This is a genomic window from Tissierella sp. (genome assembly GCF_031460495.1).
Taxonomy (GTDB): domain Bacteria; phylum Bacillota; class Clostridia; order Tissierellales; family Tissierellaceae; genus JAVKTS01.
In genome coordinates this window covers 725,760-751,681 of the sequence record NZ_JAVKTS010000001.1, presented here as the reverse complement: position 1 = coordinate 751,681, position 25,922 = coordinate 725,760, and the positions used below count along the sequence as shown (strand labels likewise).

Sequence of the window (25,922 nt, the reverse complement as noted above, 5' to 3'; positions counted from 1 at the left end):
TATAAGGGTGTAAAATATAATAATTTTGGAGGGGTTTATATATGAAAAGTATAGCTAACTTATATCAAAGTGGAGATTGGAAAGGCGAAAAACATGTTCCTGTAATTCATGCTCCTGAATCAGTAAAAAAAGGTGACCTTGTAGATGTAAAAGTTCTTGTTGGAGAAGAAATACCACATCCGAATACATTTGAACATTACATATCATGGGTAAAAGTGTATTTCCAACCAGAAGGACACAAATTCCCAATAGAGATTGCTAATGTTAATTTCACAGCTCATGGAGAAAGTGGACTTCTAACTCCACCAGCTGCATCAGTTAGCTTCAAAGCTGAAAATCCAGGAACAATATATGCAACATCATATTGTAATATCCATGGACTATGGGAAAATAGCGTAGAGCTTAAAGTAGAATAATTATTCAAAAAATGTCCTGCTACTAGTTGGACATTTTTTTATTAACTCCTTGACAACAATGGAATATTATATTAATATAATATAAATTATAAAGATACGATGAAGGATCTTACAAATCCTGAGTTCAATTTTATTGCGTTCCCACGCGTTAAGTGGTTGAGGCTTTATGCGAATTAAGGTGGTACCACGGGTTTCCTCTCGTCCTTTAGATGAGATGAAGCCCTTTTTATATTTTAGGAGGGATATTATGCAAAATGTATTTAATGTGTTGCAGGAAAGAGGCTATATTGATCAGGCAACTTATGAAGATGAACTTAAGGAATTATTAGGAAAAGAATCCGTTCCATTTTATATTGGATTTGATGCAACAGCAGATAGCTTGACTTTAGGTCATTACCTGCAAATTATGGTTATGATGCATATGCAACAACATGGTCATAAACCAATAGCATTAATTGGTGGAGGAACAACTATGATTGGAGACCCATCAGGTAAGGCTGATATGAGAAAAGTAATGACTAAGGAAATGATTGATTACAATGCAAGTAGATTTGGTGAACAATTAAGTAAGTTCATTGACTTTGGTGAAGGTAAGGCAATAATAGTAAACAATGCAGATTGGCTATTGGAATTAAATTTTGTTGATTTCATGAGGGAAATAGGGGTTCATTTCTCAGTCAATAGAATGCTTACCTTCGATTGCTATAAAAATAGAATGGAACAAGGACTAACCTTCTTTGAATTTGGATATATGCTAATGCAATCCTATGATTTCTTACATCTATATAGAAACCATAAATGTAAATTGCAATTAGGTGGATCTGATCAATGGTCAAATATGCTTGGAGGATATGAATTAGTAAGAAAAATAGAGCAAGATAAAGTATACTCTATGACATTTAAACTATTGACTACTGCTGCTGGTACAAAAATGGGTAAAACTGAAGCAGGTACAATTTGGTTAGACCCAGTAAAAACACCACCATATGAACTATACCAATACATGAGAAATGTAGACGATAGGGATGTAGAGAAATTCTTAGCTCTTCTTACATTCTTACCAATGGATGAAGTTAGAAAACTAGGAGCATTAGAAGGTGCAGAAATAAATAGAGCAAAGGAAGTATTAGCTCATGAAGTAACAAGAATGATACACGGAGAAGAAGAAGCTAACAAAGCACAACTAGCAGCAAAAGCACTATTCTCTGGTGGTATGGAAGAAGGCTCTATCCCATTTACTGAAATGGATAAATCAATCTTTGAAAATGGAATAGGTATTCTCGACCTATTAAAAGATCTTGACCTTACAAAATCCAATGGTGAAGGAAGAAGACTTGTAGAACAAGGTGGCATAACCATAGATGATGTAAAAGTTGAAACCATAAACAAACAAGTAACCCTAGAAGATTTTAAAGACGGAAAAATAATGATAAGAAAAGGCAAAAAAGTATATCATCAAGTAAAAATCTAAATTTCAACATATTATCAAAATAAGTTTGGATTTTGGTGCCTGGCACCAAAATCCAAACTTATTTATTTAAATATTATATTTCCATTTTCTATTGATTGAACAATAGCTAAAGACTCTAGTTTGACACCTTGTTTTCTTATATTGTCTCCACCATTTTGGAAGCCCTTTTCTATTACAATACCTACTCCTGCAACTCTGCACTTTGCCTTGTTTACTATATCTATTAAGCCCTCTGCAGCTTTTCCATTGGCAAGAAAATCATCTACTATTAATACATTTTCTCCTTCATTTAAATATCTTTTGGATACTTTGATGGTATAGGTCTTGTCCTTGGTATAAGAATATACAGAGCTCTCATAAGTATCATTATCTAAGTTCTTTGACTCTGTTTTCTTAGCGAATACTACTGGCACATTAAAATGCAGGGCCGCGATAACTGCTATTGCAATACCAGATGCTTCTATGGTAAGTATCTTGTCTATTTTCTCAGATTGAAATCTAGACTTAAATTCTTTTCCTATCTCATTTAATAATTCCACATCTATCTGATGATTTAAAAAACTGTCTACTTTTATAATATTTCCTTCTTTAAAGGATCCATCTTTAATTATTCTTTGTTTTAATAATTCCATTTTTTTCACCTCTACACTAATTTTATATTATATTATAACAATTATTGAATTTATTCAACAAAGAAAATGAGCCATAAAAAAATGGCTCGTTAATCATCATGGTTTTGATCCTTATATCCTTCTCTTATTAATTTGTATTCTCCAGTCTGCACATCTAAATCATATATATTAAAATTTGTCTTTATATCAAATCCGTCAATATGAGTAGCTAAGTTTATAGAAGCTGAACCATCTTCTCCACTTCTTATTCTATGGAATACATTGGTGGTCCAAGTAATTAATCCACCACCCTCTACAATACGCTCACCATTATGCTCAATATAGTCTGGAGTGATTACAAATCTTTCAACCTTTCCATGCTCCTTTGTGTAAAGTTCTATGTATCTTTTCCCATGAAGTACAAATAGATTATCCTCTTGATTTGGATGCATGTACCAAGGGCGTTCTACATCTTCAACTGTTCCTGGTGATATGGCTCCATCTTCATGTAACACCCTATCTATGGCATGAACTGGAGGCACCATAGATTTAACCATTACATCAAAAACTACACCCTTTGTCTTTCTAAATTCCTTTAGTTTAATAACCTTAAAAAAGTTTTCTACTTCTCTTACAATATAACTCATAATATCCCCCTTTAAAATCTATATTCTAGCCATGCCTGTTTCACGAGCTACCTGGGATACAGCCTTGGCAATTTTAACTACTACTGTTTTATCAAAAATATTTGGAAGAATATTTTCTTCATTTAAATCTTCCTCATCAACAGCATTGGCAATAGCATAGGCTGCTGCTAATTTCATTTCTTCGTTAATATCTTTTGCCCGTACACTTAATGCTCCTTTAAATATACCAGGAAATGCTAATACATTATTCACCTGATTAGGATAATCCGATCTACCTGTGCCTACTATCCTAGCTCCATATGATCTTGCATCTTCTGGAATTATTTCAGGGTCAGGGTTTGCCATGGCAAGTATTATTGGATCTTTATTCATGGACTTAATATCTTCTCCATTTAATACATTTGATGTTGATACTCCAACGAAAATATCTGCATTAGTTAAGGCATCCTTTAAGCTACCTTCCACCTTTTTAGGATTAGTAATCTTAGCTATATCCTTATTATACTTATCTAAGGAAGGATCATTATATTCTAATATTCCTTTTCTATTACATACAATTATATCTTTAAATCCATCCTCCATAAGTAACTTTGCTATACTAATTCCTGCAGCCCCGGCTCCATTTATTACAATAGAGACCTTTTTCTTCTCTTTCTTTACTATCTTTAAAGAGTTTATTATAGCAGCTAGGACCACCACTGCAGTACCATGTTGGTCATCATGAAATACAGGAATATCTAATTCTTTTTTAAGTCTTTCCTCTATTTCAAAACATCTTGGAGCAGAGATATCCTCTAGATTTATTCCACCGAAAGTTGGAGAAATATTTTTCACTGTAGAGATAATCTCTTCTACATCTTGGCTTCTTAAACATATAGGAATAGCATCTATACCAGCAAATTCCTTAAATAGTATTGCCTTTCCTTCCATAACAGGTAGCCCTGCTTGAGAACCTATATTTCCTAATCCCAATATAGCAGACCCGTCTGTTATGACTGCCACCATATTTCCTTTATTAGTGTATTCATATACTAAACTTAAATTATTTTTTATTTCTGCACATGGTGCTGCTACTCCTGGAGAATAGGCTATGCTCAAGTCTTTATAATCCTTTATTTGAACTTTGCTTTTGATTTCTATCTTGCCTCTATTATTCTTATGTAATGCTAAAGATTCCTTATTTAAATCCATCTAATCTCCCCCTGCAAGACTATTCTATGATATCTATTTACCCAAAATTCATAAACCTTAACTATTGTACATGAAAAAATAGTGGAAATCTTCCACTATTTTTTCATGTATTATAGCTATACTTCATTTTTTATCGAAACTATATAATCATTGACCTATTCTCTACCTAATAACTTTTCTATAATCATATGTGTTTTGTATCCTTCTTCGAAGTCAACAATTTTTGCATCTTCTCCATCTATTGCTTTAAATATATTGTCTAGCAAACCTACTAAATGATTTTCCTCTTTTATATCTAACTTTTCTAATGCTTCTCCCTTTTTAGATATCCATAGTTCTCTCCAGTTTTTTAAGAATATTGACCCCTTTGTACCAAATATTTTAAAAGACAATTCTTCTTCCATACCTATATCAGTTACTCCATTGATTAAGACTGGAACCCCTTTCACTGTACCTCTTGCGATAATGCTTGTTTCTGAGATTGTGGGGTCCTCTGGATATTCAATAAAGCTGCTAACATCTTCTATATCTCCAAATAATCTTTGAATCATTTGAATATAGTGAGTAACTACTTCCCTTACAAAACCACCTTGCTCCCTTGATGAAATCCAATGGTTTTGTTGCCATAGTCTAGGCCAATGGGTGAAGTAGCCTTGGAACTCAACTCTAACTAAATCACCAATAAAGCCTTCTGATAAAAGCTCCTCCATTTTTTTATAGGCATTTATATATATAGTAGGAAAGTTCATTCCATGGACTATAGCTTTATCCTTTGCTACACTGTACATTTCCCTAGCCTCATCTGTTGAATTTGCCAAAGGTTTCTCACATATAAAATGTTTGTCTGTCTTTAGTATATCCATAGCTATAGGATAATGAAATTTTGGTGGAACTGCCAAATAAATAATATCTATATCTTCATCCTGTAGCAAATCATTATAGGAATCTACGGCTTGCAAATTATATTTCTCTGTTACTTCTTTTAATTTGTTGAGATCCACATCATATATTCCCTTAATATTTGCTCTTGGATGCTTGTTGCTAGCATTTATGATTCTCTCTGCAACTACACCTGCTCCAATTATTCCTATATTCATTTTTTTCACTATTGTGTTCATCCTTTCATCTTAAGTTAATTGCTATAGTTTATTGATTTATCTTTTCACAGGCCAAGTCTGTGTATATTATTCTACTCCTGCTATATTTACATTTAGAAGTTTAACTGCCCTAGGCCCACTAAAATTATTTATTTTTTGTAACTCTTTAGATAAGAACATTTCCTTATGAACTTCATTTATATTTCCTGAAATAGAACCTCCTGTAACTGCTACTTTCTTTTCTCCATCATTATACCAGCCTAATCTAATTTCTCCAGCAAAATCTCCTGTTAATGTATCCATTTGAAAATCAGAAAATACTTTAAGCTCTATATAAGCTCCTTCTCTAATTTCTTCTAAGGTTCTACTTCCACCTTCCACTATAATATTTCTTATATTGCCTGTGGCTTCTATATCTAAATAATGAGAAAATCTTGTATTACCCCAATATCTTTTCAATATGCCGTCTTCATATAAGGATACCTTGGAAAGTCTCAAACCTTCTTCATCATAAGGTAGGGATGCTGTAGAATTGTCTAAATTAGGGTCTAAGATAATATTTACTTTGTCACCCTTTACTCCATCGCCCTGTATATTTTCATTTAATTTAGCAGTTGATGTCTCTTCGTAAATAGAAGCTGCTGCAGCTTTATCATAGTAGTAATTGAAAAATTCTTTTACTGCCATTCCTGATAAAATCACTGGTATATCCTTCAACACAGGTGTAGGTTTAGCAATTGCCTTATCCTTAGATATCTTGAGCATTTCATCTACGGAATTGACTATTAATTTTTCATCGAAGTCTGAAAAAAGAATATCTTCATAAAGCTCTACTTCTTCTCCCTTTTCTTTCCAGTTTGTAATAAATTCAAGCTCCCCTCTGTAAGTTTCATAAGCTACATTTACACCTTGAGAGTTGAGTATTCTCACATTTACCTTATCTAAGAAAAGTTCTGCAGAATTAATCCCCCCATTTTCATATCTATCAGCTCGGAAGATTTCTTCTGTGAGTTTAGGTATCCAATTTGACATAGAATCCTTCTTAAAACGATTTTCAATTATTTCTTGTTCTTCTACTACAGGCTCTACTAATGGATAGTACTTATTTTTTACAAATCCTGCAGCATAAATAGCGTCCCTTATTACTATTATTATTTCTTCTTCATTCATAGTAGGATGAATTGCAGTAGTAGATGAACCCCTATACTTCTTGCCATCTTCCTCAAAATCTTTATAGACAGTAAGATTTATGTGGTGTACATTTTTAGCTCTATTCATATCAAGTTCTTTTTTTATAAAGAATAATTCCTTTGATTCTACTATTTTCTCGTTTATCTTCCAGCCATGTATTCCATCTATATTTGATAATATCCCTTTTATTTTCTCTAGCATTATCCCAACCTCACTTTTGCCTTGATGTATGGACCACCATCAGATACCTTGACCCATTCCTTGTAACCCTTTCCACATTCTCCACCAGCATGTATTTTAACATCTTCAGATAACATAGATATGGATTTTAGTAGATCTGGTACATAACCAGTCATAATAACGGGTGACATGATATTTCCTGTAAGCTCTCCATCCTTTATTTCCTTTGCAACAAGGATCATACATTGTATACCCCAATTTTTTGGATCTTCCATACCGCTTAAGACAGTTTCTAAAATATAACCCTTTTTTATTGAAGCAATCATGTCCTCTAGCTTGTCATTTCCTCCTTCAAAGAAAGTATTAGTCATCCTAGCATAGGCCTTTCTCTCAAAGGATTGTCTTTTACCATTGCCAGTAGGTTTAGTTCCAAGTCTCAGGGCAGAAAGCAAATCTGATATTCCAGTTTCAAGAATCCCTTTGTCTATTACCAAGGTATCAGTTCCAAGTATACCCTCATCATCAAACAAAAAGGATGAGATGTTTTCTACAGCGGCTGCCCCATCATGCATACTTACTAGACCTGAAGCTATTTCTTTACCAATATACTCTGCAGCCTTTGCACGATTTTTAACAAACATATCCATTTCAACACCATGACCAAAGGCTTCGTGAGCAATTAACCCTGATATTTCTGGTGAACAAATAACATCATATTCTCCTGGGATAATTCTTTTGGCATCTAAAAGTTTTTCTGCATAGGAAACTACTCCCTTTGCCTTTTCTTCGAGCTCATCAAGAAGCTCAACACCTTTTAGACCTGACGCCCCCACATAATAATATTTTGTATTATCATCCCTTCTCACTATAGCTGTAAGAGTACCTTCACTGTATATATATGATTGCTCTAGCTCTTTATTTTGAGATATAAACACTTTCGATACATGACAATCCTCATAGTATACATAAAAATCCACTAATAAATCTGAATATGTAAAGGCCTCATCCATAATTCTAGTCATTCTCTTAATTTTTTCCTCTGCCCCTACTTCTTCAGGAAGTATTTCTACCTCTTTAAAATGCTTGTCCATAACCTTATCCTCTTCTATGACTGGATAGCTACTTAGCCTTATATCTGAAGCCTTCAGTTTGTTAATATCATCATTTATCTTATCCTTTATGTCTTTACATAAGGAATCCAAACCTTCAAGTGATAACTTATTAAAGGAATACTCAGAATAGTTATATCCATTATGAAGCCTAACTACGAAACCCCTCTCACCGCCTGATGAATCGTTTATACTTGCTCCTGTCTTATAAACTGAGTAACTCTTGCCTCTTACATCAGTTCCTAAAACTGATACATACTTAAATTCTTTTGAAAGAATTTCTACTAATTTTCTTAGTGTGTTTTTTTGATTTGTTAGGTACTTTGACATTGATACCTGCATAGTGCACCTCCTTGTTGTATTTGCATTAAACGACATAACCATAAGACCATTTATTGATGGTATTGCTATGACCTATATATTGTATTCTACAAAAGTTTATGAAATCCTTCTTTTATATAAAATCATTCAAATAATATATAATTTCCCCTTATGTTTAAAGTCAATTGCAAGAGACTTGTTTTCTTTGTACAATTATTATTTTTATCTCCATTATTTAAATAACTATCTTAGACTTGAATGTATGTTCGAAAGCATATATAATATACAATAGTATCTTTAAACTACTATAAGCCAGTACATACATCTAAGGAGGAGTTTTATGACGGGAAAAACACATATGGCTATAGGAATCGTAGCAGCATTAACTGTTTCTGTAGGGCAACCCATAGAAAATCAACTAGTATTGGTAGCAGCTTCTGTCATTGGCTCTTTAATACCAGATTTAGATCATCCCAAAGCTAAGTTAAATCAAAAACTATTGTTTATTAAAAATGAAATATATAGGGTATTGTTTTATTTATCTTTAGCTATAGGATTCATCTACTTATATTTTCTGACAGAAAATAATATATTTGGTCTTTTAGGCATAGTGACCCTATTTATTGGACTATCAAGCCACAGAGGTTTTACCCATAGCATAATAGGTTTTCTGACAGTTTCATATATGGTCAAATTAATGACAGCAAAATATAATTTATCTCTTGTATATTCTGGATTTATTATAGGGTATGTCTTACATCTACTAGCTGACTTTTTTACAATAAAAGGTGTAAGGTTGTTTTTTCCTCTAAAAACAAACATTTCATCTCCAATAATAATTAAGCCTAATAGTGAATTTGAAGATATACTTTTCGTATTGTTAACCATATATTCAATATTTCTGCTATATAATTTTATAAAAATATAATTATATAGCAGAAATACAAGATGCAATTACTTTATATCACATAGAATAGAAATAGTTCACAGCATAATAGGATGGATTAGTCCATCCTATTTTACTTATATATGTCTCCTCTAGTATCTATCTTTATTACCTTTATGCAGTCCTTATCCAAATAGCTATAAATTATCCTATACTTCCCAACTCTAAGTCTAAACAATATAGGTACATTATTTCCTTCCAATCTCTTTATGTCACCTAAGGGGATATCTTCTATTGCTTTAATTATTCTTAAACCTGTCTTTTTATCATATGACTCTAGTGATTTTTTCGAGTCTTTTGAATAGATAGTCTCAATCATTTTCTTTATCCAGTATCGTCTTTTTTACTTCATCAGAACTGTACCATTCATCTTCTTCTAATATTCTTATTATTTCTTTTTCATCACTTGATTCAAGCAATAGAATTGGTTCTTCTTCTTCTTTAATAAACCTAATAAAGCTAATTACTTTTCCCAACTTCTCTTCTGATAAATCATCCATTAAATCTAAAATTATTTTTTTGGGGATAGCCATCCTAAACACTCCCTTATAGATATTATTGTAATTATTTATATTATATCATGTTCTAAATTAATCCATATAACTTTATAATTCTAATCCATTCAATATATCTCTTAACTGCTTTATCTCCTCGGCATTTAATGTAACACCCTTGCCCATTTTAATGTGCTCTGGATCCCATTCTCTTATATCATATTTTGCAGGGTAATTATTCCAAGATACAAGATTTATCTCCTTAGTCCAACCCTTCGCTGATTCTGATAATACACCTAAGTTTTCTGTTATTTCATATTTTATTTCTGCCATTGTATTGCCTCCTTTAGTTATTTACTGGATATTTTATCGCATTCTTGCCTATTTTATCCTCTATAGCTGCACTTACATCAATGTCTAGTTGATTAGCCAAGGATAAGCAATATATAATCACATCTGAAAGTTCTTCTTTGAGATGGATACTTTCAGTGGAGTTATTTATATTCCATGCCTCTTCTTCTGTCATCCACTGAAATATTTCCATTAATTCACTAGCTTCTATAGCTATACTCATGGAAAGGTTCTTTGGATTGTGGAATTGATTCCACTTTCTCTCTGCAACAAATTTAGCAATTTTATCTTTTACTTGTTGGATATTTGTTGTTTTGTCGGTCATTAGTTTATCTCCTATCTTTGATATGTTATCTTGAAATTTCACTTAAATAAAATTTGCCTAAGTCATACTAAGCTTCCTTTATATCAGAAAAGAACAAATGTACATATTGTACATTATACACATCTATTCCTTATATACATAATTAGGTAGTATGGCTAGAACACAAGAGAACCATTCATCTGTGTCAAAATCGTCTTTTGCGTCAGCTACCCACTACATACTTATTTGGTTATAGTCTTAAATGCTGCTGCCTGCTCTCTTATCCCTTTTTCAGCTGCAAATCTTTCAATACTTGATGCCCCGAAGAATCCATCTATTCCTTCTGTTCTTTCTATTACATATTTGGCATCCTCTGGATATGCAATAGGTCCACCATGGCAAATAACCATAATATCTGGATTAACAGCTTTGCCAGCCTTGATTATTTCCTCTATTCTAACTATACAATCATCCAATGTAAGGGCAGTCTTTGCTCCAATTGTACCCTTTGTTGTTAATCCCATATGTGCCACTAAGATATCGGCGCCTGCTTCTGCCATTGCTTTAGCCTGCTCTGGATCGAATACATAAGGTGTCGTTAACATATCTAAATCATGAGCCTTTTTAATCATTTCTACTTCTAGATCATAACCCATTCCTGTTTCCTCTAGATTTTGTCTAAATACCCCATCAATTAAACCTACAGTTGGAAAGTTTTGAACTCCATTAAAGCCTTGTTCCTTTAATTGTTTTAAATATACATCCATAACTCTAAATGGGTCTGTGCCACATACTCCTGCTAATACTGGAGTATGTTTCACCACTGGCAATACCTCTGAACCCATATCTATAACAATTTGATTTGCATCTCCATATGGTAATAATCCTGCTAATGAACCACGACCTGCCATTCTATATCTACCTGAATTATAAATAATGAGCATATCAGCTCCACCAGCCTCACTACTTTTTGCTGTAATACCAGTACCAGCCCCTACACCTAATAATATCTTTCCACTCTTTACTTCTTCTCTAAACTTTGCCATTATCTCTGTTCTTGTCATTGTGTTCATTTATATGTCCTCCTTCATCAACTCTATTAATCTTTTAGCTGCGGCTTCTGCAAATTCCTTATCATTTATTGCATTATCCATCTCTATTATCTCAACAATATCTTTATTTATCTCATTTCTTAAAGTATCAAATAAAGTCTTATCTTCTTCAGGTCCATAGAATACTTGACCTTCTACATCAATGGCAGATACACCCTTTAATGGTAGGAATAAAGCTGTTTTTCCCTTTGCCATATTTAACTTTTCAGCTATTTTATTGCCTATTATCTTGTTTTCTTCCACAGTGGTTCTCATCAATGTTACTGTAGGATTATGTTTATATAGATTACGGCCAGCAAATTTCTCTGGTACAGTGCCATATGGTCCAAAATTACACATATCCATGGCACCAACGGATACTACTTGTGGAATATTATTTTTCCCTGCGGCTTCTAGACGATTTGGTCCTGCATTTAAAACACCACCTACTATTTCATCTACCCATTCCGTTGTAGTTAGATCTAATACTCCTTTAATGAATCCTGCCTCAACAAGGGATTCCATTGATTGTCCACCAATACCTGTTGCATGAAATACCAATACTTCGTATCCTCGGTCTTCTAGATATTCTTTTGCATAATTTACGGACTGAGTAGTTACACCAAACATGGTAGCAGCTACCAATGGCTTTTTCTCAATTTCCTTTTTATTTTCATGTTCTAACATTCCTGCCATTGCAAAGACGGCATTGGAAAAGATCTTGGTGGATATGGAATTTAGTCCAGAAACATCTACTACTGATGGCATCATCATAATATCGCTAGTTCCCACATATTGAGATGTATTTCCTGATGCCATTGTAGATACCATTATCTTTGGTACACCTATTGGTAGTGCCCTCATAGCTGGAGTTACAAGAGATGTACCACCGGATCCTCCAAAGGAAATGATTCCATCAAACTTTCCCTGATTATATAGCTCTGGAATCAATTTTTCCATTCCCCTTGCTAAAATCTCAGTTGCCAATGCCCTATCTTTCTTTTCTGCCATAACTGTAATATTTTCACCTACTGCTTCTGCAATTTCCTTATTAGAAATATCTGGTTCAAATGTTGGTTCAAATACGCCAGTATGAATTGTAAATGTTTTTATGCCCAATTCTTCAAATAATTCCTTGATATAAGTATATTCAACACCCTTCGTATCAAATGTTCCTGCTATTGCAATAGTTTTCATTAAATCTCCTCCAATTACATTTTTATTATGATAATCCTAGGTTATTAATACCCCTATATGATCTTTTCCATTCTTTTTATTGTGCCCATTTAATTATCCTCCATATACAAAAAAGTCACCCTTTAATCATACAAGGTAACTTTTTATCACTATACACAGGGCAAGAGAATCTTCAGCCCCACCGTGCTATATCTTTATATCTAATTCCTTTTTATCTTCTTCACCATTATCCTTATTGGGTTTTAGGTCACTATAGGCTGCTGATAATAATTCTGCGTATTTTGGATCTTTGTCAAAAACCTGTTGCACTTCTATTTTTGCCTCTGTAATAATGGCTCTTGCTTCACTTTTAGTCTTAGCTCTTTTTAATCTTGCTTCAACATCTTTCCTTCTTCTAGCTGCCATGTCTGCCTTACGCAGTAGGTCTGGATCATTCTTTTCTAATAAGGCTCGTTCCTCTGAAGTAATATCGTCTCCTCTTGCAATTCTTCTGGCAATGCCTTCTATTTTGTATCTTAGATTTGTTGTTTCATTTTCCTTTGCTTGATTCCTTAGCATATCTATCAGTGAATTCTTATCTTCTATTTTGGATTCATACTTTGATTTTTTTGGTCCTTCTAAGAAACTTAATATATTAGGATTGTTATTGTTAATTTTCATAGTACACCTCCACCCATAATTATATTAATATCATCGGCTATAGATATGTATAACTTTATCTAAGTATATATTCAAGCCCTTCCTACTGATACTGTGTTATAATATACCTAATTAAAGCAAAATGAGGAGGGATAGCATGCTAGATTTGTTGATGAAAAGAAGAAGTATAAGAAAATACAAGGATATGGAAATAGAGGATGGAGTTCTAGATAAGTTATTGCAAGGGGCTCTAACTTCACCATCATCTAAAAATCGTAAACCTTGGGAGCTTATTGTAGTTAAGGATAAAAGCATATTAGAAAAACTTGGTGATACTAGAGGATCATCTTCAGGACCTTTGAAAAATGCCCCAGTAGGAATTGTGATTTTAGGTGATCCAGAGGCAAGTGAAATTTGGATAGAGGATTGTTCTATTATATCCACGGTCATTCAATTATTAGCAGAAGATCTAGGATTAGGTTCTTGTTGGATTCAGGTGAGAAGTAGAGTAAATGACAAGAATGAAAATGTAGAAGATTTAGTTAAGGGTATTTTAAATATTCCTGAAAAATATGAAGTAGAATGTATGATATCCATTGGTTATCCTAATGAAGAGAAATCAACTCATAGTAAAGAAGGACTCTCATATAATAAAATCCATGATAATGGTTTTTAGTAGATAATAAGGGCGACCAGTGGTCGCCCTTATTATTCCTATCCCATTAAGTGTTTTTCTAATATTTGTTCTTCTCTAAATCCTTGTAGTCCTAAATAATGATTTAAATTATTTAGTAAGTATTCTAATTTTACTGGACCTACTAGTTCTGAGCCTGTTACTGGTATTCCATATTTTTGTGCTTCTAATTTTACTAATTCATATGCTCTATATAATGGTGTTTGAGCACAGTTGAACATATTTATAGATACAACTACTCCTTCTCTTTCAGGGAATTTGATTCCTACTGCCCTTGTTGTAGAGAATCCACCACTTGGTCCTCTTACTGCTTTTGCTATTTCCTTTGCAATATTTACATTTTCTGTTCCCAAAAATACATTATATGCTGTTAATCCTTCTAAATCAGCTGATACTATTGTAGCACCATATTGTGGACTTAGTTTGCCATCTACCGATAGGTCTGGGCGTCTCGCTTCATGATCTGGATGATTTGCGTCATCTAATAGTTCCTTCAGTCCTTCATATTGTCCTTTTCTTATGAATGATATTGATTTTTTGTCTTCTGTTCTTGCGTTTTCTGCTGAGAAATATATTGGAACTTGATATTTTGCAAATAATTCGTTTCCTATTTCTTCAGCTAGTGTTTTACATTCTTCTAATGTAATGTTTTTAAATGGGAATAGTGGTATTGTATCTTGTCCACCTATCCTTGGATGAGAACCTTTTTGCTCTCTCATGTCAATTAATTCATAAGATTTTCCAGCCATTGCAAGTAATGCCTCTTTCAGTGGTTCTGGCTCTCCTAATATTGTCACAACTGTTCTATTAAAGTCATGCTCTGGTTCTACACTTACTAAAGTTACTCCTGGGCGATTTTTGATTTCTCCTGTTATCGCATCGATTACATCTTGTCTCCTACCATCTGAAAAATTTGGTACTGCTAAAATATATTGTTTATCTTGCATTATTATTCCCCCTTAATTTCCTATGATATAATATTAGCATATTTGACAAAATTTTGCTTTATGTACTTTCTACAAAAGGTGTCCTCATTTAGGCTTTTGATGTCTAGTTTTTCCATTATTTTTTACTAATAGGGCCTCCCCTCAATCTATGAATATCCTCTTGAGTGTCTATATCCACACCCAAGTTTTCATCTTCAAAATAAACCTTTTTTACTATATGGATATTGTCTTTAACTATATCTCTACCACCTTTATCTCCTACTATCTTTAGGAGTTCCTCTTTAAATTCTGATGAAATAATCATTGGCATTCCTTTATTACCATTGTAATATGGAACTAATATAGTAGAATTTGATTCTTTGTATTCTTTTAACAATTTGTCGATAATAGTTGAGGTCAATAAGGGTTGATCTCCTACTAAAAACATATAAGCTGTAGAACCTTCTGCCTCTTTAACCCCTAGTTTTAATCCTTCTGACTGACCTAAATGAGCTTTTTCATTGTATATCGTTCTAATATTATATTTATTTCCTATTTCTTTTACTTCATCTCTTCTATATATTAGAATCACATCATCTAGATTAGACTCTTTGCACGCTTTAACTACTCTTTCTATGACTTTTATGCCGTCTATTTCCAACAGAAGTTTATCTTCCTTCATTCTTGTAGAAAACCCTGATGCTTGTATTATTCCTATAATCATTTTTATTCTCCTAGCCTTTGAACTAGATTAAATATCTTTCAATAGAGATTCTATACCTAATCCTACTTCATAAAGCTTTTTATTTTCATCTGTCACAGTTAAAAACTTGAATAGCTTTCCGTCTTCCATTCTTTTCTTTATAGGTGTTACAATATACTCCTTTTTTTTGCTTTCAAAATCTGCAAAGCTAGGATCAGCTACATATAAGTTTAATCCTATGGCATCTTTTTCATTAGTATACTCTACAATACCTGATGAATCAGTTATATATATTGCATCAATACCAACTTCTTTAATTAACTGCTTGATTTGATTATCAGATACATTTTTATTGTTAATAAAGAAATCTTTCACTTCATAAGCTTGTTTTAACATCTTCTCTTCCATGACTTTACCTACTACAAATTGCTGCATATTGTATACATTATCTCTGATTTTTTCTACTGCTGTAGCTACAGATTTTGCTCTATTATGCTGATCCATAGTTTGATCAGTTGTTTGAACCATTTGAGAAGAAGTTTCTTCAGAGAATTGTGTGATTTTATCAATATTTATAGTCACTTCTTCTATCATTTTATTGTTTTGCCCTGTAACATCTTTTATTTGCTCTAAACTTTCTTTACCTAGATTCAAAGTCTCCACTATTGATCCTAGTTCTTCGTTTGTAACTTCAATTACCTTGCAGTTTTCATCCATGTACTCCATTTCTTCAACCATGGAACTTGTAATTGATGCGATTTCATCTCTAAGTACATTCATTACTTCTTCAATCTTCTTAGATACTTTATCTGTTTCTTCAGCTAGTTTACCTACTTCTGTAGCTACAACAGAAAAACCCTTACCCTCTTCCCCTGCTCTAGCTGCTTCTATTGAAGCATTTAAGGAAAGCATCTTTGTTTCACTGGATATTGAATGAATTAAATCTACTAGTCCTCCTACTTCATCAGAATAGTTTTTAAGCTTTGTCATTTGCTGAGAAGTTTCCTTTACCATGGACTTAGAATTTTTTATTCTATCCTCAATACCATGGATTTTACCTAAGCCCTTTTGAGCTGATGTAATAGAAGATGCTATAAATTGAATCTTGTCCATTATGTCTCTCTCAACATTCTTCATTGAGCTAATTATCTCATCTGTTAAATCGTTGGTTTTCTTTAGCATAAGAGATTGTTCTCTTGTATTGGAGTCAGATATCTCTACTGATGTGGCTACAAGCTCTGCTGAGGATAAACTATCCGTTGACAATACTCCCAAGCTCTCACATTCATTAAATATTTCAGTGGATATCTCTACTTGAGTCCTTAGATTGTTTCTAATCTGTTTGGCTACATTATAAATATTTTCTTTTGCTTCTTCAGATAAAACCATATCCTGTTGTATTGTAAAATCTAGGTCATTTATCTTTGATACAAGCTCTACTATTTCCTCTACTCCTCTGTTCTTTTGCAGCTGAACTATCACTAAAGTAAATATGACTGAAAGAATTAGAAGAATTCCAATTTTAATATACATGTTGTTTAAATACATTGCAGTTAGATGGTTAACTCCAAAGAAAATAATTGCTAATAATAAAATTCCAATAATACTTTTAATGTTTCTTTTCAAGTAATTGTCCCCCTCATATTTATTAGCACAATTTGCCACGCTCTCCTACATATACATCCCTAATTCCCTTTTCAAGCAATTGTCTTCTGATTACTTCTCCTAGGTGAAGCAACTCTATATTGTCTGCCTTGTTGAGAAATAGTACTTTCCTACCAGAGGTTCTCTTAAATAACCCATCCTCACTTGAGGCAAGTTTCACAATATCATTGACATCAACATAATGTGGCAAATCCACATTTAAAACTGATCCTAGTATTTCAGCCCTGTGTACATGTTCTTCATCCAAGGGCTTACCTATGGCATCAAGACCTATTACCCCAATTGTCATGGTTGTAATATTTGGTACCACTGGCTCATGATTGGCTGGAGCTTTTATTGGTTTCATCCTTGCTCCATCAGCTTCTACTAAAATAATATCAAAAATTCCTCTATTGTATATCTCTATTACTTCATCTTCAGAAACTCCTCGTATCTTTCCATCATCCATACTTCTGCCATATAAAGTAATAGAGCCTTTTAAGGGAATTAGATCATAATTTAATTCCCCTAGAACAAACTCATCATTATCTATATGTTGCTGATGAAATATTACTGTTGTAGTAGTCACTAAAACTTTTTTACCCATATCTTTAAACTCTTTTGCTAGAATATCCATAGATGTGCTTTTTCCACCAGCTCCTACGAAAGAAATTAAATGTCTTTTTTCTAAATCTAGGTCGAGAATCTCGTAGTTTTTCATTTTATGCACTTTCCCTTATGGCCTTCATTAGCTTTTCTGGTGTTACAGGAAGTTCTTTGATTCTAACACCAATTGCATCATAGATTGCATTTAATATTGCAGGAGCTATGGGTATCATCACAGGCTCACCTATGCCCTTTGCCCCATAAGGAGCAGTTGATTCGGGATCTTCTACTATAATATTCTTTATATCTATCATATCCATAGCTGTAGGTATGAGATATTTAGAAAATTTATTATTTTTCATTTTTCCATTTTCAATATTCAAGTCTTCAAATAAGGCATAACCAAGTCCCATGGCAAATCCACCATCCATTTGACCTTCTAACAATTGTGGATTTACCGCACGACCAGCATCTTGTGCAAAGGTAGCTCTTAGTAGATTGACTATACCTGTATTAGTATCAACTTCTACTTCAACTGCACATGCATTGAATGTATAAGGCCAATAAGGAGCACCCTGTCCTGTTTCCTCATCCATTTGAGTTGTTTGAGCAGTAAATTCGCCACTAGCCTCAAGGATTTTTTCTCCCTTATATATCTCTGCTAATTCTTTAAAGGAAATTCTTTTTTGTGGAAAAAAGCCTAATATTATTTCTCCATTTTCTAGAACTAGCCCTGCTGTAGAATTTAGACTTAGGGCTTCCTTTGTCTTTTTAAATAATTCAGTTCTCATATTTTCACATGCTATCTTTATAGCATTTCCAGTATTATATGTTTGTCTAGTTGCAGCTGCAGTTCCAGAATCAGGCATTAATGATGTATTTTCATGTACTAATTCTATATCTTCTACTCCTAGACCAAGTACTTCAGCAGCTATTTGTCTCATTGATGTTTTTGCACCTTGCCCTACCTCTGTAACTCCACAATATATGCCTATTTTCCCTTCTGGAAGAAGCCTTATTATTGCTCTTGATACATCTGGAAAACCATTGCCATAACCAGTTCCATAGAAAGAAACTCCTATACCCTTACCAATTTTCTTCATATTGCTCCCTCCTTTGCTTCTTCGGAGAAATTAAAATGCTCATTGACTTCTTCTATACATTTATCTAAAGGAACACTGTCTACTAATACCTGTCCTGTAGCTGTAGTAGAACCTAGTCTGAATATATTCTTCATCCTAAATTCAATAGGGTCCATACCTAATTTTTCTGCTAATATATCCATTTGTTGTTCGTGGGCTATAGGTACTTGAGTTGCACCGAATCCCCTCATTGCTCCAGTAAATGGATTGTTTGTATATACTGCATATGTGTCTACTTTCACATTTGGTATGACATAAGGTCCAGTAGCATGCACACCAGCTTTTCTCAGTACATTTATAGCCCATGAGCAATGTGCTCCAGAGTCCCCTATTATTTCTGCCTCCATATATTGTAAGAAGCCATCTTCATCTGCCCCAGTCTTATATTTCATAGTCATTGAGTGACGCTTTGAATGGGTTAAAAATGATTCTTCCCTTGAATATATAACCTTGATTGGTCTCTTTAATGTATAGGCAGCCAATGCTAAATGTATCTGTGGCGAAATATCTTCTCTAGCTCCAAATGCTCCACCTACGGCTGTATTGATTACCTTGATATTTTCTTCCGGTATCCCTAAGTTAATAGCTATTTCTTCTCTATCATAATGTGGATATTGAGTGGCTACTGCAACTACTAGTGTTCCATCTTCTTCAAGATATGCTAGACCTGCTTCTGGCTGTAAAAATGCATGCTCTACCATAGGTGAATAATATGTGTTTTCAACTATATACTTGCATTTTTTCTTGCCTTCTTCTATATCTCCATGTCTTAATTTATAGTTAAATATAATATTCGACTCTCCATGAACCTTGGGTGCATCTTCTTTCATAGCTTCTACTGGATCAAATACAGCTGGTAAATCTTCATATTCTATTTTGACTTTATTGTATGCTTCATCGCAAACTTTCTCACTTTCTGCTACAATAAATGCTATGGGTTCCCCAATTCTTATAACCTTTTCACTTGCAAATACTTCATGATCTTTTAGTACTACTCCATGGATATTTTCCTTTGGCACATCTTTATAGGTGAAAACCTTTAATACACCTTGGATTTCTTCTGCTTCTGTCACATCTATGTTAATCTTGGCATGAGGTCTTTCTGATCTTAGGGTCTTTCCATAAACCATATCATCTAAATATATGTCCTGAGGATAAAGGGCACTACCAGTAACTTTACTATATGCATCGACTCTGACAACACTTTTTCCTACTACATTTAGTTTCATTACTCTTTCTCCTCCTCCATATATTTTATAGCCATTTCAGTTGCATCCAGCATTTTATTATATCCAGTACATCTACATAGATTTCCTGAAATACCTTCTCTTATCTCATCTCTATTGGGATGAGAATTTTTATCTAATAGAGCTTTGGTAGATAGAACCATGCCAGGTATACAGAATCCACATTGTACTGCTCCAGCATCTATATAGGCTTGTTGTATAGGATGAAGTTTCCCATCCTTTTCCATTCCTTCTATTGTTGTAATATTAGAGCCATTGGCTTGAAAAGCCATTACTAGACAAGAGTTAACCGTCTCGCCATCCATTATTACAGTGCAAGCACCACATTCACCTTCTCCACAACCCTCTTTGGTGCCGTGAAACCCTAGTTTATCTCTTAATAAATCTATTAATCTCAAGTTCTCATCTACAGAAATTTCAAACAATTTTTGATTTACTGTAAGACCTATGTTTACCATGCACCCACCTCATTCTTAGATTCATTTCCAGACTCTAATGTTTCTCTTAATATACTAACAATGGCAGTCCTCTTATATGGCAGAGTAGACCTGCCTTTTAGCCTTTCATCCATGGCTATTTGTAATGCATCTACAGCTCCATCTATGGTTTCATTCTTAATCTTTTTACCTAAGAGATACTCTTCCACTTCTATTTCCCTCATGGGATATTTCCCCAATGCTCCACTGGCAGCTCTAACAAACTGTATAATATTATTCTCATCAAATTCAAGTAAAACTGCTGTTGTAAGTCTAGATATTGCCAAAGCTTTTCTAAGACCTAGCTTGGAGAAGTTTAGAACTTGATTATCCTTAGGTTTTTTAAATCTAATAGATCTTAGAAGTTCATTATCTCTTACTTGGTCATAGTAATAGTCTTCTAATGGTATCTCTCTTACTCCATCAGAACTTACAAGGCTAACTATACTACCTAAAGCTATAAGTGGCGGAATAGAATCAGCAGCTGCTGAACCATTTGCAATATTTCCTCCTATGGTTCCCTTGTTTCTTATTTGAGGTGATCCTACCATTCTACAAGCCTTATATAATCCTCTTAAATTGCCATGAAATATATCATTCTCCACAATCTGAGTAAAAGTAACTCCAGCACCTAAAGTAATATACTCTCCATCATCCTCAATCTTTTTTAATTCATCAATTTTTGTAATATCTATTAACACTCTAGGTGATATTTTCTCGTTTTTTAGGGCAATAACAATATCAGTTCCACCTGCTACTATTTTTGCTTCCTTGCCATATTTCCCAAGTAACTCTACTACTTCATCTATACTATTTCCGTTATAGACTTGATTTAAGGTCATATTTACACCCCTCATAATAGGATTCTTTGTTTTTAAAAAGCCGCCTCCGTATAGAAGGCGGCTTATGGTTGCTACATAAATATTGTCTTTGCTATGAATAATATCGCTAATACATACATAATTGGTGATATTTCTTTTGCTTTTCCTGCTACTAATTTTAATATTACATATGAAACCATACCAAATACGATTCCTTCGGCTATACTATATGCGAAAGGCATCATAACGATTGTCAAGAATGCTGGTATTGCTTCTGTATAATCTTCTAAATCGATTTCTTTAATTGGACTCATCATGAATAATCCAACTAATATTAATGCTGGTGCTGTTGCTTCTCCTGGTACCATTCCGAATAATGGTGCAAGTATTAGTGCTAATCCAAACATAATTCCTGTAGTTAAGGAAGTAAGTCCTGTTCTACCGCCTTCTGAAACTCCTGCTGCTGATTCTACGAATGTAGTTACTGTAGATGTACCTAAGCAAGCACCAACAGTAGTTCCTATAGCATCTGCTAAAAGAGCTTCTTTTACTTTAGGTAATTTACCATCTTTGTCTAACATACCTGCCTTAGAGGATACCCCAATTAAAGTACCTACAGTATCAAATACGTCTACAAATAGGAATGTGAATACTACTATAAGCATGTCAAATGTTAATATATTAGCCCACTCAAACTTCATGAATACTGGAGCTAATGATGGTGGTGCTGAAAATATTCCTAAGAAAGTTCCATTAGGCATATAACTGACACCCATTGGTATACCAATGATTGTTGTAATCAAAATACCAAAGAATAATGCGCCTTTTACCTTTCTAGCTAAAAGGAATCCTGTAACTACTAGGCCTATTAGTGCTAATAATGGTCCATTAGCTGTTAAATCACCTAAATTAAGTATTGTTCCGCCTTCTTTTACTACAATTCCTGCATTTGTGAAACCTATTAATGCTATAAATAAACCTATACCTACAGATACTGCCTTCTTTAAATTCATAGGAATTGAATTAAATATAGCTTCTCTTATTTGGAAGAATGATAATAAAATGAATATAATCCCTTCAATAAATACTGCTGTTAAAGCAAACTGCCATGTATGTCCCATACCAAATACTACAGTGTAAGTTAAGAATGCATTAAGTCCCATACCTGGTGCAAGTGCAAAAGGATAGTTTGCCATGAATGCCATAGCTACACAGGCTATTAAAGATGAAATTGCAGTTGCTGTAAATACTCCACCAAAATCCATACCTGCTTGTGAAAGTATGTCAGGGTTTACTATCAAGATATAAGCCATGGTCATGAAAGTTGTAATACCTGCCATTATTTCGGTTCTTACATCTGTCTTATGTTCCTTTAGTCTAAATTGCTTTTCGAAAAAACCAACCGCTGCATCATTTTTACTAGACATAATATTCCTCCTTATTAATAAGTATTAGAAAAAAGTCCTCCTTCCTACTTAATATATATTTAGTAATTAAACTAAATCTTATTTGATAACTGGTGAAAGAATCTTAAAGTTATTTACATCTATAAGTCCTTTATCAGTTATTTTCCAAGCGGGACTAGTAGATAATGCTAAAAATGATAAATGCATTAAAGGAGCATGGATTTTGCATCCCAAATCCTTTATTATAACATTTTCAACTTCAGCTATCTTTTGGCTTACTTGGTGTCCGTCTAGTTCATCAGTTATAAGTCCCCCTACAGGTAGTCTCATTTCAGATATAATTCTTCCTTTGTTTGCGATGGCTATACCTCCACCCATTTCAATAACCGCGTTTACAGCAATAGTCATATCTCTAATGTTTGTTCCTGCAACTAAAATATTGTGAGTATCATGAGCAACAGACTCTGCAAATGCTCCTTCTTTCATACCAAAACCTTTTACAAAAGCCTTCCCAATGTAATTTGTACGATTATATCTCTCAACACAAGCTATATATAGAGTATCCTTGGATATATCTGCTTCAACTACGCCTCTGTTAACTCTTAATGTTTCTTCAGATTTGCCAGTTAAGTTTTGATCTGGTATAACTTCTATACACCTTACCCTAGCATTGGAACCTTCTGCTTCTATTTCCAAATCCTTTTCAGAAATCGGACCTATTTTAACAGATTTTTTTACTTCCTCAGGATAAGTATATCTAGGTAGATCTATCAATAGTTCTCCCTTAGATGCAACTAGCTTACCCTTTAAAAATACTCCTGCTACTGTCATTTCGGTTAAATCATCTATTATGGCAATATCAGCTTGTTTTCCTGGAGATAGTACGCCAACATGGTCAAAGCCAAAATAGGTTGCTGGATTTATAGTAACCATTTGTATAGCTTCTGCAGGGCTTACGCCTTGCTTTATTGTTCTTCTAACTATTTCGTTCATATGTCCTACAGTCTCTAAATCTGCTGCTACCATATCATCAGTGGCTAATATACATCTTCTAGAGTCCATTCCCTCTTCAGTTACAGCTCGGATACATTCCGCCATATTCTTTTGAGTAGAACCTTCTCTCATGAAAACATATACTCCTTGACGTAGTTTTTCTACTGCTTCTGCCTTTGTAGTAGTTTCATGACAGGAACATTTTCCTGCTGCTGCAATTATATGTGCTGCTAATTCTTTTCCGAATAATTCTGGAGCATTTCCATCTACTACCATATTTTTAGATCTTGCATACATAGTTGAAGAAAGTAGATCTGTAATTATCTCAGGTGTATTTCTATATACATGCTTTGCATTACTAAATCCTTGTAATTCACCAATTCCGATTATATTCTTGTAATTTAGTAAGTCTTCCATATCCTTAGAATTAACATCATATCCTGCTGTTTCTAAATCAGGACAATCTGGTGTAAGGGCAGGTACTACTAAATATACATTAGATGGGACAAAATCTATCTCATCTGCCATAGCCTTCATACCTATTGGTCCGAGGGCATTTCCTATTTCATGTGGATCTGCCACTAAAGTAGTTGTCCCTGAAGGTATGGAAAGTCTTGAAAATTCTGTAACAGTAAGCATACTAGACTCAAAATGCATATGTGAATCTATGAATCCAGGTGATAGGTATTTTCCTTCCACATCTATTACAGTAGTTTCAGGTCCAATTAAATCCTTACAATCTCCTACTAATAGAATATATTTATGTTTAATAGCTATATCAGCCTTATATATCTCTCTAGTAATTACATTTATTACTTGACCATTGGTCAAGACTACATCTGCATGTTCCTTGCTTCCCATTAGGGCATCTATGGAAGATCTGTACTCCATTGCCATCTTTAAGTATTTTGTGTCTCTCAAATATATTACCTCCCCTCTACTCTTTATCTAATAGAGTTTTATTAATATCTATTTCATCTATAATACCTACTATTGCAGCATCTATAGGTGCATCCATCTTTCTAGCTGCAATTCTACTGGCAGTACCTGTAGTAAAGGCTACTAATTCTCCTATACCTGCACCTACAGTATCTACAGCAATAAGTGGGTCTCCTTTAGGTGAAAGATTTAGATCGAGAGGCTGTGTTACCATTAGTTTTGATCCCACTAATTTTTCATCTTTTCGTGTTGCTACTACTGTTCCGATAACTCTTCCAATGTGCAAAACTAGCCCCCCTTATTGAAGTTAATTTGTATGTTCATCTCTCTTGCTCTATCCTTTGCTAATGGTGTAATTATAGTGCCATTTAATAGATTCAAGTTTTGATTTTGAGTTAAATTTAGTATATCTCTCTCAGTAATTACTTTTTTATTTTCATTTATACGATTAGTCTTGTTTAAGTCTATTTTATTTGATTCTAACATTATGCTAAAATTCTCTAAGTAATTATCTTCTTTTATTTCTCTTGCACCCATTTTCTTTATGGTAGAAATATGATTCTCAAGTATATTTGAGATTTCTTTATTATTTGTTTCTTCTCCCAAGTAATACCTCACTGAGCTAAAGTCAATAACTACTTTTTTCCCTCCATATAGGAAAGTCCAAATAAGAGTTGGTATGCAAGAATCTATCATTCCCAATGTTACTTTTGAAAGAGTATTCATTGTGATATTTGGAGCTATTATGCTTGAATAATCTTTTGTTATATCTTTAAGTCTGAAAATATCAGATTCTCTATATACATTTACTGGAGACAAAAGGTTAATAATCTCTTTTGTATCAATTAATTGCTCTGCCATAAATGAAAAAGCCAAAGATATTTGAAGCCCTTTATTTTTAAGTTCTTTGATATGCTTTATTCTTTTATCTAATCCAATAGTGGATCCAGTGAGAACTACAAGGGCTTTTTCCCCTTTTGAAGAGGGGGATTCACCCTTGAGCCTATTAGATATATCCTGAAGTATATTTTCAGTTATCTTCGTTTTCATCTAAAACACTCCAATTTGA

At 33.6% G+C, this 25,922-nt stretch carries 29 protein-coding genes; 4 read left to right on the top strand and 25 right to left on the bottom strand.

Annotation, left to right across the window (positions count from 1 at the left end; translation table 11 throughout):
- Window positions 1–41 precede the first annotated feature (41 nt).
- Window positions 42–416 carry a class II SORL domain-containing protein gene (locus RIN63_RS03540; RefSeq protein ID WP_310443283.1) on the top strand — a complete coding sequence of 125 codons (375 nt, stop codon included), beginning with the start codon at window positions 42–44 and terminating at the stop codon, window positions 414–416.
- A gap of 247 nt (window positions 417–663) precedes the next feature.
- Complete coding sequence (gene tyrS / locus RIN63_RS03535; protein WP_310443281.1) at window positions 664–1,887, top strand: tyrosine--tRNA ligase; 1,224 nt, start codon at window positions 664–666, stop codon at window positions 1,885–1,887.
- A 62-nt stretch (window positions 1,888–1,949) separates the two neighbouring features.
- Here tyrS and RIN63_RS03530 read toward each other — a convergent pair whose 3' ends face one another.
- The 6 genes from RIN63_RS03530 to RIN63_RS03505 all read right to left on the bottom strand — a co-directional run bounded on the left by RIN63_RS03530 (window position 1,950) and on the right by RIN63_RS03505 (window position 8,255).
- Window positions 1,950–2,519, bottom strand: a complete 570-nt coding sequence (locus tag RIN63_RS03530; protein WP_310443280.1) for a xanthine phosphoribosyltransferase — start codon at window positions 2,517–2,519, stop codon at window positions 1,950–1,952.
- A gap of 89 nt (window positions 2,520–2,608) precedes the next feature.
- A complete protein-coding gene (locus RIN63_RS03525; RefSeq protein WP_310443279.1) occupies window positions 2,609–3,145 on the bottom strand; it encodes a hypothetical protein in 537 nt (178 codons plus the stop codon).
- 18 nt (window positions 3,146–3,163) lie between these two features.
- Window positions 3,164–4,336, bottom strand: coding sequence for an NADP-dependent malic enzyme (locus tag RIN63_RS03520; protein ID WP_310443278.1), 1,173 nt, complete (start codon window positions 4,334–4,336; stop codon window positions 3,164–3,166).
- A gap of 155 nt (window positions 4,337–4,491) precedes the next feature.
- The gene (locus RIN63_RS03515) at window positions 4,492–5,433 is read right to left on the bottom strand and encodes a Gfo/Idh/MocA family oxidoreductase (protein WP_310443339.1); all 942 of its coding nucleotides are present in this window, start codon (window positions 5,431–5,433) and stop codon (window positions 4,492–4,494) included.
- 87 nt (window positions 5,434–5,520) lie between these two features.
- Window positions 5,521–6,825, bottom strand: coding sequence for a metallopeptidase TldD-related protein (locus RIN63_RS03510; RefSeq protein WP_310443277.1), 1,305 nt, complete (start codon window positions 6,823–6,825; stop codon window positions 5,521–5,523).
- Window positions 6,825–8,255 (bottom strand): TldD/PmbA family protein, encoded by a 1,431-nt coding sequence (locus RIN63_RS03505; RefSeq protein WP_310443276.1) that lies wholly within the window; start codon window positions 8,253–8,255, stop codon window positions 6,825–6,827. The genes RIN63_RS03510 and RIN63_RS03505 overlap by 1 nt, the downstream gene beginning before the upstream one ends.
- Before the next feature lie 319 nt (window positions 8,256–8,574).
- Here RIN63_RS03505 and RIN63_RS03500 point away from each other — a divergent pair, with 319 nt between their 5' ends.
- Entirely contained in the window at window positions 8,575–9,162 is a 588-nt protein-coding gene (locus RIN63_RS03500; RefSeq protein ID WP_310443275.1) for a metal-dependent hydrolase, read from the top strand.
- Window positions 9,163–9,253: 91 nt separating this feature from the next.
- Here the strand turns inward: RIN63_RS03500 and RIN63_RS03495 are convergent, their stop codons facing one another.
- From RIN63_RS03495 to RIN63_RS03465, 7 genes are all read right to left on the bottom strand, one after another.
- Window positions 9,254–9,499, bottom strand: coding sequence for a type II toxin-antitoxin system RelE/ParE family toxin (locus tag RIN63_RS03495; protein ID WP_310443274.1), 246 nt, complete (start codon window positions 9,497–9,499; stop codon window positions 9,254–9,256).
- Window positions 9,492–9,713, bottom strand: a complete 222-nt coding sequence (locus tag RIN63_RS03490) for a hypothetical protein (protein WP_310443273.1) — start codon at window positions 9,711–9,713, stop codon at window positions 9,492–9,494. Before RIN63_RS03490 ends, RIN63_RS03495 begins: the two co-directional genes overlap by 8 nt.
- Window positions 9,714–9,785: 72 nt before the next feature.
- The gene (locus RIN63_RS03485; protein ID WP_310443272.1) at window positions 9,786–10,007 is read right to left on the bottom strand and encodes a YdbC family protein; all 222 of its coding nucleotides are present in this window, start codon (window positions 10,005–10,007) and stop codon (window positions 9,786–9,788) included.
- Between the two features lie 13 nt (window positions 10,008–10,020).
- Complete coding sequence (locus RIN63_RS03480; RefSeq protein WP_310443271.1) at window positions 10,021–10,350, bottom strand: nucleotide pyrophosphohydrolase; 330 nt, start codon at window positions 10,348–10,350, stop codon at window positions 10,021–10,023.
- 221 nt (window positions 10,351–10,571) lie between these two features.
- Window positions 10,572–11,402 carry a phosphoenolpyruvate hydrolase family protein gene (locus RIN63_RS03475; protein ID WP_310443270.1) on the bottom strand — a complete coding sequence of 277 codons (831 nt, stop codon included), beginning with the start codon at window positions 11,400–11,402 and terminating at the stop codon, window positions 10,572–10,574.
- Window positions 11,403–12,617 (bottom strand): Tm-1-like ATP-binding domain-containing protein, encoded by a 1,215-nt coding sequence (locus tag RIN63_RS03470; protein ID WP_310443269.1) that lies wholly within the window; start codon window positions 12,615–12,617, stop codon window positions 11,403–11,405.
- A gap of 186 nt (window positions 12,618–12,803) precedes the next feature.
- Window positions 12,804–13,277: a hypothetical protein gene (locus tag RIN63_RS03465; RefSeq protein ID WP_310443268.1), complete on the bottom strand. Its 474-nt coding sequence runs from the start codon at window positions 13,275–13,277 to the stop codon at window positions 12,804–12,806.
- 136 nt (window positions 13,278–13,413) lie between these two features.
- On the opposite strand from RIN63_RS03465, the gene RIN63_RS03460 reads away from it, so the two are divergent.
- Window positions 13,414–13,932: a nitroreductase family protein gene (locus RIN63_RS03460; RefSeq protein WP_310443267.1), complete on the top strand. Its 519-nt coding sequence runs from the start codon at window positions 13,414–13,416 to the stop codon at window positions 13,930–13,932.
- A 38-nt stretch (window positions 13,933–13,970) separates the two neighbouring features.
- Here RIN63_RS03460 and ftcD read toward each other — a convergent pair whose 3' ends face one another.
- The 12 genes from ftcD to RIN63_RS03400 form a co-directional block, all read right to left on the bottom strand.
- Window positions 13,971–14,897, bottom strand: coding sequence for a glutamate formimidoyltransferase (gene ftcD, locus RIN63_RS03455; RefSeq protein ID WP_310443266.1), 927 nt, complete (start codon window positions 14,895–14,897; stop codon window positions 13,971–13,973).
- 115 nt (window positions 14,898–15,012) lie between these two features.
- Window positions 15,013–15,600 carry a nucleotidyltransferase family protein gene (locus RIN63_RS03450; protein WP_310443265.1) on the bottom strand — a complete coding sequence of 196 codons (588 nt, stop codon included), beginning with the start codon at window positions 15,598–15,600 and terminating at the stop codon, window positions 15,013–15,015.
- Window positions 15,601–15,627: 27 nt separating this feature from the next.
- Window positions 15,628–17,205, bottom strand: coding sequence for a methyl-accepting chemotaxis protein (locus RIN63_RS03445; RefSeq protein WP_310443264.1), 1,578 nt, complete (start codon window positions 17,203–17,205; stop codon window positions 15,628–15,630).
- Between the two features lie 22 nt (window positions 17,206–17,227).
- Window positions 17,228–17,944, bottom strand: coding sequence for a selenium cofactor biosynthesis protein YqeC (yqeC, locus tag RIN63_RS03440; RefSeq protein WP_310443263.1), 717 nt, complete (start codon window positions 17,942–17,944; stop codon window positions 17,228–17,230).
- 1 nt (window position 17,945) lies between these two features.
- Complete coding sequence (locus RIN63_RS03435) at window positions 17,946–18,932, bottom strand: molybdopterin cofactor-binding domain-containing protein (protein WP_310443262.1); 987 nt, start codon at window positions 18,930–18,932, stop codon at window positions 17,946–17,948.
- Window positions 18,929–20,200, bottom strand: coding sequence for a molybdopterin cofactor-binding domain-containing protein (locus RIN63_RS03430; protein ID WP_310443261.1), 1,272 nt, complete (start codon window positions 20,198–20,200; stop codon window positions 18,929–18,931). The genes RIN63_RS03435 and RIN63_RS03430 overlap by 4 nt, the downstream gene beginning before the upstream one ends.
- Window positions 20,200–20,676, bottom strand: a complete 477-nt coding sequence (locus RIN63_RS03425) for a 2Fe-2S iron-sulfur cluster-binding protein (protein WP_310443260.1) — start codon at window positions 20,674–20,676, stop codon at window positions 20,200–20,202. Before RIN63_RS03425 ends, RIN63_RS03430 begins: the two co-directional genes overlap by 1 nt.
- Window positions 20,670–21,536 (bottom strand): FAD binding domain-containing protein, encoded by an 867-nt coding sequence (locus tag RIN63_RS03420; RefSeq protein WP_310443259.1) that lies wholly within the window; start codon window positions 21,534–21,536, stop codon window positions 20,670–20,672. Before RIN63_RS03420 ends, RIN63_RS03425 begins: the two co-directional genes overlap by 7 nt.
- A 71-nt stretch (window positions 21,537–21,607) precedes the next feature.
- Complete coding sequence (locus tag RIN63_RS03415) at window positions 21,608–22,942, bottom strand: NCS2 family permease (protein ID WP_310443258.1); 1,335 nt, start codon at window positions 22,940–22,942, stop codon at window positions 21,608–21,610.
- Window positions 22,943–23,020: 78 nt separating this feature from the next.
- Window positions 23,021–24,835 (bottom strand): adenine deaminase, encoded by a 1,815-nt coding sequence (ade, locus tag RIN63_RS03410; RefSeq protein WP_310443257.1) that lies wholly within the window; start codon window positions 24,833–24,835, stop codon window positions 23,021–23,023.
- 16 nt (window positions 24,836–24,851) lie between these two features.
- The gene (locus tag RIN63_RS03405; protein WP_310443256.1) at window positions 24,852–25,139 is read right to left on the bottom strand and encodes a EutN/CcmL family microcompartment protein; all 288 of its coding nucleotides are present in this window, start codon (window positions 25,137–25,139) and stop codon (window positions 24,852–24,854) included.
- Between the two features lie 2 nt (window positions 25,140–25,141).
- Entirely contained in the window at window positions 25,142–25,903 is a 762-nt protein-coding gene (locus RIN63_RS03400; protein WP_310443255.1) for a flavoprotein, read from the bottom strand.
- Window positions 25,904–25,922 lie beyond the last annotated feature (19 nt).